The organism is Candidatus Pseudothioglobus sp. uisw_142 (assembly GCF_059512465.1).
Genome location: NZ_CM183452.1, coordinates 1733881 through 1746649 on the forward strand (window position 1 = coordinate 1733881; position 12769 = coordinate 1746649).

General features: G+C 38.8%; 10 protein-coding genes and 1 tRNA gene. 2 read left to right on the forward strand and 9 right to left on the reverse strand.

Going from position 1 to position 12769, the window contains the following annotated elements; all coding sequences use genetic code 11:
• Positions 1–2: 2 nt before the first annotated feature.
• The 3 genes from AC5YGB_RS08880 to AC5YGB_RS08890 are packed head-to-tail and all read right to left on the reverse strand — an operon-like array spanning position 3 to position 3297.
• The gene (locus tag AC5YGB_RS08880) at positions 3–1292 is read right to left on the reverse strand and encodes a class I SAM-dependent methyltransferase (RefSeq protein ID WP_496137304.1); all 1290 of its coding nucleotides are present in this window, start codon (positions 1290–1292) and stop codon (positions 3–5) included.
• Positions 1289–2053, reverse strand: a complete 765-nt coding sequence (locus AC5YGB_RS08885) for a DUF1365 domain-containing protein (protein WP_496137305.1) — start codon at positions 2051–2053, stop codon at positions 1289–1291. The genes AC5YGB_RS08880 and AC5YGB_RS08885 overlap by 4 nt, the downstream gene beginning before the upstream one ends.
• Positions 2050–3297 (reverse strand): oleate hydratase, encoded by a 1248-nt coding sequence (locus AC5YGB_RS08890; RefSeq protein ID WP_496137306.1) that lies wholly within the window; start codon positions 3295–3297, stop codon positions 2050–2052. The genes AC5YGB_RS08885 and AC5YGB_RS08890 overlap by 4 nt, the downstream gene beginning before the upstream one ends.
• 368 nt (positions 3298–3665) lie before the next feature.
• Between AC5YGB_RS08890 and rpsB the strand changes: the two genes are divergently transcribed.
• Together rpsB and tsf are read left to right on the forward strand one after the other, a co-directional pair.
• Positions 3666–4742 (forward strand): 30S ribosomal protein S2, encoded by a 1077-nt coding sequence (gene rpsB / locus AC5YGB_RS08895; RefSeq protein ID WP_496137307.1) that lies wholly within the window; start codon positions 3666–3668, stop codon positions 4740–4742.
• Between the two features lie 32 nt (positions 4743–4774).
• Positions 4775–5653, forward strand: a complete 879-nt coding sequence (tsf, locus tag AC5YGB_RS08900) for a translation elongation factor Ts (RefSeq protein ID WP_496137308.1) — start codon at positions 4775–4777, stop codon at positions 5651–5653.
• Between the two features lie 66 nt (positions 5654–5719).
• On the opposite strand, the gene AC5YGB_RS08905 is transcribed toward tsf, so the two are convergent.
• The 6 genes from AC5YGB_RS08905 to AC5YGB_RS08930 all read right to left on the reverse strand — a co-directional run bounded on the left by AC5YGB_RS08905 (position 5720) and on the right by AC5YGB_RS08930 (position 12650).
• A complete protein-coding gene (locus AC5YGB_RS08905) occupies positions 5720–8191 on the reverse strand; it encodes an MMPL family transporter (protein WP_496137309.1) in 2472 nt (823 codons plus the stop codon).
• Positions 8192–8339: 148 nt separating this feature from the next.
• Positions 8340–9248: an EamA family transporter gene (locus AC5YGB_RS08910; RefSeq protein ID WP_496137310.1), complete on the reverse strand. Its 909-nt coding sequence runs from the start codon at positions 9246–9248 to the stop codon at positions 8340–8342.
• Between the two features lie 68 nt (positions 9249–9316).
• A tRNA-Leu gene (locus tag AC5YGB_RS08915) sits at positions 9317–9401 on the reverse strand.
• 8 nt (positions 9402–9409) lie between these two features.
• Positions 9410–9739, reverse strand: coding sequence for a preprotein translocase subunit SecG (gene secG / locus AC5YGB_RS08920; protein ID WP_020024978.1), 330 nt, complete (start codon positions 9737–9739; stop codon positions 9410–9412).
• A gap of 1 nt (position 9740) precedes the next feature.
• A complete protein-coding gene (tpiA, locus tag AC5YGB_RS08925) occupies positions 9741–10502 on the reverse strand; it encodes a triose-phosphate isomerase (protein WP_496137311.1) in 762 nt (253 codons plus the stop codon).
• Between the two features lie 72 nt (positions 10503–10574).
• Positions 10575–12650, reverse strand: a complete 2076-nt coding sequence (locus AC5YGB_RS08930) for an oxidoreductase (RefSeq protein ID WP_496137312.1) — start codon at positions 12648–12650, stop codon at positions 10575–10577.
• Positions 12651–12769: the final 119 nt, after the last annotated feature.

A 12769-nucleotide genomic window follows, 5' to 3' on the forward strand; every position in this document is an offset into this window, starting at 1 on the left:
AGTTAGTATGTAATTTGGATATTTTTTGAGTCTGGCTTGGCAAAAACAAACTGAAAGTCTCCAATTAAGTTTTCAAGAAATCCTGCTTCACAATAGACCAAGTAAAAATTCCATATCCTTGTGAATGACTCCGAAAACCCAAGCTCTTTAATCTGTGGCAAAACTTTTTGAAAATCTTCTCGCCAAATTTCAAGCGTTTTAGCATAGTGCTGTGTTATATCTTCAGAGTCCACCATAACCATATCCGTTTTTTCCTTAATGGCATTAAGTATTTGTGGCATCGCAACTAGGCACGATCCTGGAAATATATATTTCCTTATAAAGTCTACTGAGTTTTTGTAGGCATCAAAATCAGGATCGTTGTAAGTTATTCCTTGAAGCGCCATTAGTCCATTTGTTTTCAAAAGTGAGGAGGCCTTTTCAAAAAAACCAGGAACATATTCTGCCCCAACAGCCTCAATCATTTCGATTGAGACCACCTTGTCAAAAGTTCCTTCAAGCTCGCGATAGTCTTTACTGAGAAGCGTTATCTTATCTTTAAGTCCCTCTCTAGAAATGAGCTCAGAAGCGTATTGAAACTGATTGTCAGAAATAGTCGTGGTGGTGACTTTACACCCATAGTTTTTCACAGCATGAACTGCAAAACTACCCCAACCTGTTCCAATTTCCAAAACGTGGTCTTTACTTGAAAGATTAAGTTTTCTGCAAATTCTATCAAGTTTCTCTACTGAAGCCTCTTGCATGCTTGCGTCTTTTTTTGAAAAGACTCCACTTGAATATGTCATTGTTGGATCAAGCCATAGCTTATAAAAATCATTACTCAAATCATAATGCGCCAGGATATTATTCTTGCTGCCTTGAAGTGTGTTTTGTCTTTGTTTATGAATAAATTTTGTTATTGGATTGGCAAGCCTTGCCATTCCCGACTCTAGGCCCATCATAGTATCTTTGTTTTTTATGATGAGTTGAATTAAGCCTACAAGATTATTAGAGCCCCAATATCCAGCGGTGTATGCTTCTGCAGCACCATTCGTTCCTCCACTGCCCAAAAACACATAAAATTCTTGCGAGAACACTTCAAGCTCAGCTTTAAGCTTGGAACTTGAATTCCCAAAAGTATGCTTGTTGTTGCCATCAATAATCGTAAGCTCTCCACTGCTGATGCCCCTTAGTTTTCTAAATAATACGCTTTTAAAAAAAGAAGTCATTCGAGAGCCCTTCTGTTTTTTTTGAATACTGTTAGCTAAACTATCAACAGAGAGCTTATCTTTATTTTGTTTTTCTATAGTCATAATTTATCTGGGTGAGTGAAAAAAGGCGCCCTTCTAATCAAAAGCATAAGGGCCTGCCAATGTATTCTGTAAACCACTACAAGGGTTGCAAGAGGGAATCTAAGAACAGCCTTGATTAAGCCCTTACTATTAAAGGCTTTTCTTTTGAGGCTGAGCGCAACATTGAAAACCTTTTCTCCATCTTTATAGTTTTTCATGATTACGTTTAAGCCCTCCTCTGGATTAGAGAAAAACCACTCATAATCATGGTCCATTCCCCAAAAAGGGCTTACATGAAACTGTTTTTTTGGTGTCGCAGTAAAGCTCATCTTTTTATCTGTTTCTGATTTTTCGTGTATGACATAAGTGTGTCTCTCTTTCCATGGTGTATTTGTAACTTCTGCCATTATAGCCTCCACTTTTTTATCCTTATCATCGAAACAATAATAGAAGCTTACAGGATTAAAACAATGACCAAAATATCTTAAATGCGTTAGAAGTCTTATTGGGCCATTAAATTGTTTTCCGGTTTTTTCAAAAAGGGTTTTTCTTACTGCGCTTTCAAGCCCTATTGAGGGATCACCGTGATAGTCCTTTCTTTTGAATGAGACAATCGCAGGCTTATTAATGTTCCATAGTAAAGATGTCTTCATTATTGAAGCTAAACTTGAAATATCAACATATGCCATAAAAATGGGGTAGCTGAAAAAACGATTAAATGGGGTATGTCGATGATGGCTGATGGTGCCCCAATATAGGTGATGCGTTTTGGAGAGGCTCACAACAACACCCCAAAGTCTTTGCAAACCTCAAGAGCACTATTAACACCGTCTTCATGAAAGCCATTGCCCCAGTATGCGCCGCAATAAAATGTATTATTAGCGCCACTAATCTCTGTTTTTCTCTTCTGCGCCTTTACACCATCAACTGTAAAGAGGGGGTGGTGATATTCAATCTTTTTAATTATTTTAGTTGGGTCAATCTCACTGCTACTATTAAGCGTTACCAGGAAGTCTGGCTGAGCATCAAGCGACTGCAAGATATTCATATTATAGGTAAGCGTAACTGGCTTGCCTGGATCGTTGCTTAACAAGTAATTCCAGCTTGACCATGTTGTTTTAATTTTTGGCATTAGAGAGTTGTCAGTATGCAATATTGCTATGTTTTTTTGATAGGGCAGTGCACTCAAAATTGATAACTCATTGTCACTTGGATCTTTCAGCAAAGCCAGGGCCTGGTCACTATGGGTAGCAAAAATAACTTTATCAAATTTTATAGGGTCCTTATCTTTATCATGATAAATCATAACACCGTCAGGAGTCCTAACAACCCCTTTAACTGCCGAAGAAAGCAAAATATTTTCTTTAAAGCCTGCAATTATCTTTTTAACATATGACTTTGAGCCGCCCTTAATTACGAACCATTGAGGACGATTAAATACTTGGAGCAAACCATGATTCTTAAAAAAACGAATATAAAAAGCTGCAGGCATTTCTGTTGTTTTTTCAGCAGCTGTAGACCAAATTGCAGCACCCATTGGAATAATATAGTTCTCAATAAAATGACTACTAAAGTTATGTCTCTTAAGAAAATCGCTGATTGTTGTTGACTGGTCAACTGTTAAAAGCTCTTTAACTGCAATACGGTTAAAACGAAGAACGTCTTTGAGCATAATCAAAAACGAGGGCTTTAATAAGTTTTTTCTTTGGGCAAAAATCGTATTTAAAGAGTCGCCTGAATATTCAAGATTCTTAGATGGCGATTTAACGCTGAAACCCATTGAAGTTTTTTGAACCTCAACTTTTAGTTTTTGCAAAAGACTTATAAAATTTGGATAAGTTTTTTCGTTATAAACAATAAAGCCTGAATCTACACTCCAGAGTTTATCATTTTGTTTGATTTCATGAGTATGCGTATGGCCGCCGATATAATCATTAGCCTCGAAAACAGTAATATCGTGATCTTTGTGTAACAGATACGCCGCAGTCAAGCCGGATATTCCGCTTCCAATAATAGCAATCTTCATAGCATAAAATCAAATATGTAATATAGAGCCTCCCCTTTATTTAGGCCTAACTACCATCATAACCAATATTTGGTAATAATTTTTTATAAAAGACATTATTATAAAGTGTGTTTTTTTATAGTGTTCGGTTTATGTGCATAAGCTGAATGCCAGTGCCTAAGAGCAAAAGACAGGCAAATAGTCTTTGCTTATTTCAAAAAAATATGGGATAATTGTCGCCTTTCAGCAATTTGGCTGGAAGCGGTCTGGTCTTGTAATAACAAGACTGGTAATTTAACGTATCACACAGAGCCCCAATATTAGCCAGGGTGCCCTTTAAAAGGGGTTGGCTAATAGGCAATGTGGAAGTCTTAACCCAGGAGAAATGTATGGCGAAAGCGTCAATGAAAAAAATGTTAGAGGCCGGTGTTCACTTCGGCCATAGGTCTCGTTTTTGGCACCCAAAAATGGAGCCTTATATCTACGGAACACGAAATGGTGTTCACATAATTAATCTTGAAAAAACATTACCGCAATTTAATGATGTCCTGAATTTTGCAAGCAAAACTGCTTCGCAGAGTGGGTCTATTCTTTTTGTTGGAACAAAGAGAGCGGCAAGCAATATTATCAAAGAAGAAGCAATCCGATGTGGAATGCCCTACGTTAATCACCGCTGGCTAGGCGGAATGATGACAAACTATAAAACTATTAAGGCCTCGATAAAACGCCTTAAGGACTTAGAGTTTCTTGCTGAAGAGAACTTCGCACAATTTACAAAAAAAGAAGCCCTAGTAATGACAAGAGAGATGGAAAAGCTAGAGAGAAGTCTTGGGGGAATTAAGGATCTTGGAAGCATTCCTGATGTTGTTTTTGTTGTTGACATTGGTCACGAAAAAAATGCTGTCAGAGAAGCGCGAACTCTTCGCTTGCCTATCATTGGTGTTGTTGACTCGAATCACAACCCTGAAGGCATTGATTACGTCATAGCAGGAAATGACGACTCAATTCGGGCGATTAGTTATTATGCAAGAAAAATTGCAGATGCAGTTCTTGAAGCTAAAGCTTCTATTGTAGAAACTAAGCCAGCTGCTAAGAAAGCTGAATCAGCTGCTAAAAAGCCAGCTACTGAAGCTGCTGCTGAAGAAAAGAAGCCAGCTGTTGAGCCAGCTACTGAAGCTGCTGCTGAAGAAAAGAAGCCAGCTGTTGAGCCAGCTACTGAAGCTGCTGCTGAAGAAAAGAAGCCAGCTGTTGAGCCAGCTACTGAAGTTGCTGCTGAAGAAAAGAAGCCAGCTGTTGAGCCAGCTACTGAAGCTGCTGCTGAAGAAAAGAAGCCAGCTGCTAAGAAGCCAGCTGCTAAGAAGCCAGCTGCTAAGAAGCCAGCTGCTAAGAAGCCAGCTGCTAAGAAGCCAGCTGCTAAGAAGCCAGCTGCTAAGAAGCCAGCTGCTTCAAAAGCTGAAAAAGATTAACAATCAAGCACAGTATTCAAAGGAGATGAATTATGGCAATTACAGCCGCTTTAGTTAAAGAATTAAGAGACAGAACAGGCGCAGGAATGATGGACTGCAAAAAAGCATTGGTTGAAACCAATGCGGATCTTGAGGCAGCAATTGACTTGATGCGTGCATCTGGTGCAGCAAAAGCTGCTAAAAAAGCAGGTCGTGTTGCATCTGAAGGGCTTGTTAACGTTACAATTAGTGACGACAACAAACAAGCTGCTATTCTTGAAGTCAACTCAGAAACAGACTTTGTCACAAAAGGCTCTGCTTTTATTGATTTTGTTGACTCGCTTGGTCGTTTAGCTCTTAAGAACAAGCCGGAGTCAGTAGAAAGTTTTTTGGGTCAAAAGCTTAACTCTGGGGAAACTGTTGATGAAGCAAGAGAAAACATTATTGCAAAGATAGGCGAAAATATTTCTGTGAGAAGGGTACAAATTATAAGCACTGAAACAGGCATTTTAGGTGCTTATAAACATGGCGATCGTATCGCGGTTCTAACAGTTCTAGCATCTCAAGACTCAGCCTTAGCAAAAGATGTGGCTATGCATATTGCCGCCTCAAGGCCTGAATGTATCAGCGAAGATCAGCTCTCTGAAGAACTCCTTGAAAGAGAAAAGGCAATTTTTATTGAACAAGCTAGAGAAAGTGGAAAGCCAGAGAACATTATTGAAAAAATGATAGTTGGAAGGATGAAAAAGTTTATTAACGAGGTTACACTTTATGGTCAATCCTTTGTAAAAGATCCAGATGTCACTGTAGGAGAACTTGTTAAATCTAATAACTCCAAAGTTGAGTCTTTTGTTAGATACGAGGTTGGAGAAGGAATAGAAAAGAAAGAAGATAATTTTGTTGAAGAGGTTATGGCTCAGGCACAAGCTTAAAGTCAAATAAATAAAACTTCAAAGGGCGCGTTAGCGCCCTTTTTTACGGCTCTAGCATTATGTTATTTATAAACTAGTTCTGTCTTTAATGATTAACTTCATTATTGCAGGCATCAGGAAAAAATCAGCCAACAGGGCCACCAAAATTGCACTTGCTGTAAGCACGCCAAAATCAAACATGTTGTTCATTTGTGAAAAAGTAAGCACCAAAAATCCGAGCGCTAGAACGATTGAAGTTAAAGTTATAGCCCTTCCAGTGCCCATCAAGGTTAATCGGACAGCCTTATCCACATCATTGTATTGAAGCTCATATCTTCTAAAGTTGTGCATAAAATGCACGGTATCATCAACAGCCAAGCCCAGCGCAATTGCTCCAATCAACAAAGTGAACATATCTAGTGGCATTTTAAAAATAACCATAATTGTTGATAGAATGACAATCGGCAGCAGGTTGGGTATCATGCTGATTAGCCCAATTTTTAAGTTGCCTATTAATAGCACCATGAGAATTGTGATAAGTGAAAAAGCTAAAATATAGCTCACTGCGCTGCTATAAATTGCCTCTTCAAAAGTCACTGTCATCAAGGTTCCTATTCCAGTAAAGGTCACCTTTGCCAATGAGCCAAATTTTTGGTCTAAATAGATTTGAGCATTATCAATAAAAGCATTTGCCTCAAGAGAATCAATAAAAGGTGTTTTTAATGTTAGCCTTGCCTTCGAATAGTTTGCATCAACAAGGCTTGCAAGGTCATTATTACCGCTACTTTCAAAAAGCAAAAACTCTTGGGCTATAAGATCGGAATCATCAGGAATAGCATAGTATTCATCCCTATTTTCGTTAAGCGCTCTATTGGTCTCTTTAATGACATCAATATAGCTTATAACCTTTCCTACAAACATGTTCCCAGTAGATATAGAGTTTATATTTTTAGATACATCATCAATCACTCTTAGTAGTTCAGGATTGTAAAGTCCATTTGTTTTTTCAGTATCAATAATGACCTCAAGCGTGAGTGAGCCTTTTAAATTTTCATCGACAGCCTCTGTTGCCACTCGAGCAAAATTATCTTCTGGAAGCCATTGAAGAGGAAAATGAGAAAACCTCAACTGGGCTGCAATAATGGCCGCACAAATTATCAGCACCGTACTAACAGAAATAATTAATTTTGGCCTAGTGGTGGCAAAGATACTAATTCCAATAAGTGCTCTATCCATTAGAGAGTATTCATCCTCACTAGATTTTTGTTTAACAACCTTAAAGTTAGTTACTGAAACTAGTGCAGGCAAAAAAACAAGTGTGAAAACTAGCCCAACCATAACGCCACTGCTCGCAAACACCCCAAGATCTGCTACAGGCGCAACACCTGAGAAAGAAAAAGACCAGAGTCCAACTGCCGTAGTTACGGATGTCATAATAATTGCTAACCCTGAATGTCCCATCGCATACCTAAGGGATTTCTTTTTGTCCTTTGTTTTAGCAAAGTCTTTATAGAATACGGCTAAGAGATGAATTGAAGCACTCGTAACAACCGCCAACAAGAAAGTTGGCATGATTTGGGTCGCCATAGTAAACGGAGCTGAAAAAATAGACATCAATGAAACAGTCATTATCAGCGTAAGAGAAACGCATGATAGAGGAAGAATGACGCCTGAAATTCTTCTGAACAAAACAAACAGGACAATCATAATAACAATCATCATTAAGCTTATAAAAATAACAGAATCGTTCATTAGTGCTTGCTTGAATATTCCTGCAATTGCTGCAGAACCTGACAAGTATATTTCAAAATTATCATCATTAAAGCGCTCCATTATTTGTTGGGTTTGAGAAATAATTTCATCATTTTCAGCATCGGTTAAATATAGCCTCTGCCCGCCAATAGAGTCATCATCAAATTCAAGGCTGTCGTCAAATTCAAGGCTGTCGTCAAATTCAAGGCTGTCGTCAAATTCAAGGCTGTCGTCAAATTCAAGATTAGTAGCATCTTGGGAAGCGCCATTGTTGGAGTAAGTTTCTGTGTCAATTGTGACCGTAGTCATCCTAAAGTCTTCACTGTAAAGTGAGTTTTTATAAAGACTATTGTTAGTAACTGTTTCCTTAAGACTAATCAAATCTTCATTATTTTGGGGAGGGTTATCAATTAAAGGCTCAACAATTAGCTCTCCCTCAATCCCATAGGTGTTTCTGGCATTGATCAGGGAATCTACTCCTTTAATATTTGGAAGCTCGTCTTCTAGGGCATGATGAAAGCGATCGAGTTTTTCTAAAAAGTCTAAATCAAAAATATTTTGAGTTTTAACTGCAATCATTAACTTTTCGTCTCGACCAAACTGGTCTCTAAACTCATCGTACTGAACTCGCATTGGGTCTGATTTATGCAAAAAACCCTCTGTCGTTGTATCAATTTTTAATGAAGGAAGTTGAGATGCAATCCCAGCAACAAGGACAAAAATAACTACAATTGTTATCTTTGCATTTTCAAAAAGCCAATCAGAAAAGAGCTCAATTTTTGATTCTGTTTTTGTTCGCCAGTTCATAAAGATATTTATTTATTTGAATTGTTAGATATATAAGGACATTATTAAAAAAATAAACCTGAAATATTATATTGGATCGATTAAATCTTGTGTCTTCAATAGGTCAATAATTTCTTAATAAAAATAGGTGATAATTAGCATTAAGAGCTTATAGTGGCTCTATAAGTTTTTCTTTATCTTGATCATCTCCTTGATTGTTTTTCATTACGTGCCAAGATACATATAAACCGCTTCCAATAATTACAAACAAACCCAGTATCGCTTGAAAATTTGGGACATAGCCAAACACAATGTAACTAAGTGAGATGGCACCTACAATTTCAAAGTAATTAAAAGGACTTAGTTCAGAGGCACTTGCAAATTCAAACGCTTTAATAATCATAAAATGTGAGGCGGCTGCAAAAAAGCCCATAGCAGCCCCTAACAAAAAACCCCTTAAATCTGGCGCAGACCAAGAAGCAAACGCAAGAGGTGACATTATTAAAATCCCTACAAGGGCAGAATAAAAAAGAGTAAGTACGGGCGGCGCCTTAAAAGATAGTTTTTTTGTAAAAATAATATAAAGCGCGTAGCAAATGCCTGCAACGACAGCCAACAAAAGGCTTGGCTTAAAATCACCTCCTGTTGGCTGCAGAACGATTACCACCCCAAAAAACCCAACTAAAACCCCAACACCAATAAATAGATCGAAGCGCTCACCTAGAAGCATTGGAGACAGCACTGCAACAACCAAAGGTGATATAAAAAGTAGTGTAAGCGCACTAGGGATAGGGTTTGATTTTATTGCCGCAAAAAAGAATAGGGTAGCCATAGTAAGCATCAGCCCCCTTAAAAATTGAAGGCCAAGACTATCAGGAACCCTTTTCCAATTAACTTTTTGCCAAAAAATAATTGGGAGCAGCCAAAATGCATGAAAAAAGAATCGTGTCCATGTCACCTGCATCACAGAATAATCTTCGCTTAGAAGTTTGGCAAAAATATCTAAAAAGGGGACTGTGCTCATGCCCAAAAGCATCAGACCAATTCCTTTAAGAACGGTTTTGTTAATGAATTTCATAGGTCAGCAGTTAAGAAACTATAGCGATTGTACAATATCATGCATGCAGGTCATGCTTTAATTGAGGATGGTGCCGTCGGACGGAGTCGAACCGTCACAGCTTGCGCTACAGCCCCCTCAAGGCTGCGTGTCTACCAATTTCACCACGACGGCTAGAGTAATTAATTACTAGGTATTTCGCTAGTGTCTTCGTTGGAAGCGTCATCAACCACAACGCTCTGTGACATGATGCTTTGATCTGAATCAGAAGCGGCTCTTTCATTCGAGGCAAAGTAAGCAAGACTAATACTTGTTACAAAAAAACCAATAGCTAAAATTGCAGTTAACTTGTACAAAAAAGAGTGTGCCCCTCTTGCACCAAAAACTGAACCCGCCGCTCCAGAGCCGAACGCAGCACCCGCATCAGCGCCTTTACCATGTTGTATTAAAATTAGCCCAACTAGCCCTAAAGCCAACAATACATGAACCACTAAAATTATTTGAAATGTCATATTAACCTGCCTTACAAATTTGTAAAAAATCTTCCGCTTTTAACGCAGCGCCGCCAATTAAGCCGCCGTCTATATCAGCACAAGAGATAAGCTCTACTGCATTACTAGCATTCATGCTGCCTCCATAAAGTATGGCTGTTTTATCAGCAATATCTTGACTGCTACTAGCAAGAAGATCACGAATAAACTTATGAACTGCTTGTGCTTGTTCTGGAGTGGCTGTCATTCCAGTTCCAATTGCCCAGACAGGCTCGTATGCAACAATAATATTATTAAACGCCTCTATTTCAACCATCTTTATAACTTTATTAAGCTGTTCTGAAACTACCGACTCAGTTTTTCCAGACTCTCTTTGATCAAGTGACTCACCAAGACAAAGAATTGGCGTCAAGCCAGAATCAATTGCAGCTTTAGTTTTTTCTGCAACAATTTCACTCGTTTCGCCATACAAACTTCTTCTTTCAGAGTGACCAACAATAACGTGATTGGCGCCAAAGTCTTTAATCATCTCTGCACTCACCTCACCCGTAAATGCTCCTGAAGCATTCAAATTAAGGTTTTGAGCGCCAAGCATCAAATTGGATCCTTCAATTAAAACCTCAACCTGCGAGAGGTATGGAAATGGTGCGCAAACTATGATTTCAGCACTAACATCACTTGCTCCTAACAAAATATCAGTCACAAGACTCTCAACTGAATCTTTGCTAGCGTTCATTTTCCAGTTTCCAGCAACAATCGTTTTGCGCATTTTTTTGGCGTTCATAAAAAGAGGGCAATGTTACTCTAAAACACACAGAAAATCAATTAGGAACTAGCCTCAACAGCCTATTTAAAATTAATCATTTAGGCTAGGCATCTCCCTCATAAACAATGCCTTTTCAATGTCAGTCTCTGTAGCCTCAAAGTCTTGGGCAGCTAAATGCCCTGAAAACACTGCATCAGCTATTAGTCCTGGGGCTTCAGCATCTCCAATCAGTCGAATATTTTGAGCAATTGAATGAGGTTTATTGCTTACTTTTTGTTCATTTAGTTGATCATAAAGCGAGGTGTTTGCTATCCTCTCAGTTACCATAACCACAGACTTACAAGATAGTTCTGTGATGGCCCCTGTAAAAACACACTCAAGGTGGGCTGTCTGATTTTCAATTTTCTCTATCAATGAATTACAAACAATCTTAACACCAGCACTGATGAGCGATTTTTGTACTCTTTTTTGTTCTAAAGTAGACTCTGTCCAGGGAGAAACAACACTAGCCGGCGTAACAAATGTTACATCAATGCCTTTTGAGCTTAAATGGTCAGCCAAAACGCCAGCTAAATACCCCTGCTCATCATCATAAATAATCACTGGGTCTTTGATGTTTTGCTCTTCCTGAATAATCTCTTCTGGTGTAAAAACTTTAACACTTTCAATACCTTTAATTGGAGATCTTCGACTTCTACCCACCCCGTCTTTACGCCATTTAGAGCCTGTAGCTATGAAAATGTTTTTTATCTCAAGTTCGTTGATGTGGGCCGAAGTAAGCTTACTTTCTTTATATATTTCAATATTGTTTTTTTGAAGAATCTCATGCACCCTGTTGTCAACAACTCGCTTCCAGGCTGCAAGACCCTTTAGGCCTGACTCAAACAAAACCCTGCCCCCCAATTGACTTTTTGATTCAGCTAAAGTTACTTGGTATCCTCTTCTTGCAAGTTGCAAGCTGCACTCCAAACCTGCTGGCCCAGATCCAACAACAAGTGCCTGTTGGTCTGACAATTTTGGTTTTATGTGCTCTGGATCCCAACCCCTTCTCCACTCTTCACCCATGGTTGGGTTTTGCGTACATCGAATTGGAACTGAAAAATTATCACTTGAAACGCAAATATTACAGCCGATACATTCTTTAATTTGATCTGTGTTTTCTGTTTTTATTTTATTTGGCAAGTAAGGGTCTGCAATAGATGGTCTGGCTGCACCTATTAGATCTAAGGCGCCCCTATCAATAAGCTTTACCATTAAATCTGGTGACGTAAGCCTACCAACCCCAACGACTGGCTTCGTAGTTAGGCTTTTTACAAACTCAACATAAGGCATTTGATATCCCTCATTTGGCTCAAAGCGTGAAGTTTGTGAGTCATTAGACCAATCAGAAACATTAACATCCCATAGATCTGGGTGTTCGGATAACAGCTCAACAACAGCCCGCCCTTCTTCCTTAAATTGCATGCCATCTTTGCCTTTAAGCTCGTCTACTGCAAAACGAAAAGCAACTCCACAACTATCTCCAATCGCCTCTTGGGTTTCCTCCAGCAGTTCTCTGGTGAGTCGCAAACGGTTTTCTAGACTACCGCCATATTCGTCAGTTCTATTGTTCATGTCTGGCAATATAAACTGTTGTGCTACCGACATGCCATGACCTGCATATACATAAACTATATCAAAGCCCGCTTCTTTTGCATTCAAAGCGGCTCTTTTGTGCCAAGCCCTAAAGTTTGAAATATCCTTTTTTGACATACGTCTTGATTGTTTTGGATATAAAAAATTAACAGGCTGAGCATTGGGTGACATAGCAGGAATTCTAGAAAAAAGGTTTGTAGAATTATGCCCACTATGTGTTAATTCTATTGCAGCCAGAGCGCCATGCTTGTGAACCGCCTCAGTCATTAAGCGCAATGCTGGTATGTCTCTTTTATCCCAAATTCTTTGCTCAACATAGGGGGCTAAGTCGGAGCTTGGATGTATCTCTGCCTCCTCTGTGCTTACAACACCCCAACCACCTTTTGCTTTGGTTTCTCTCATGGCTGCATGTGCTTTTGGCCTCAGGTGTCCCATGCCGCAACAATGTGGCACCTGATAGAACCGGTTTTTTGTTACAACTGGGCCTATTCTAACTGACTCAAAAAGCTTACTATAAGGATTATTACTCATAGGCTAGTTATACAATATTAATAAGATTAAAATCAAATTATTCTACCAAATGCTTTGATCATTTTTATCGGCATTACAGGTATCATTAGATTTTTAATTCTATGCTTTATTAACCAACA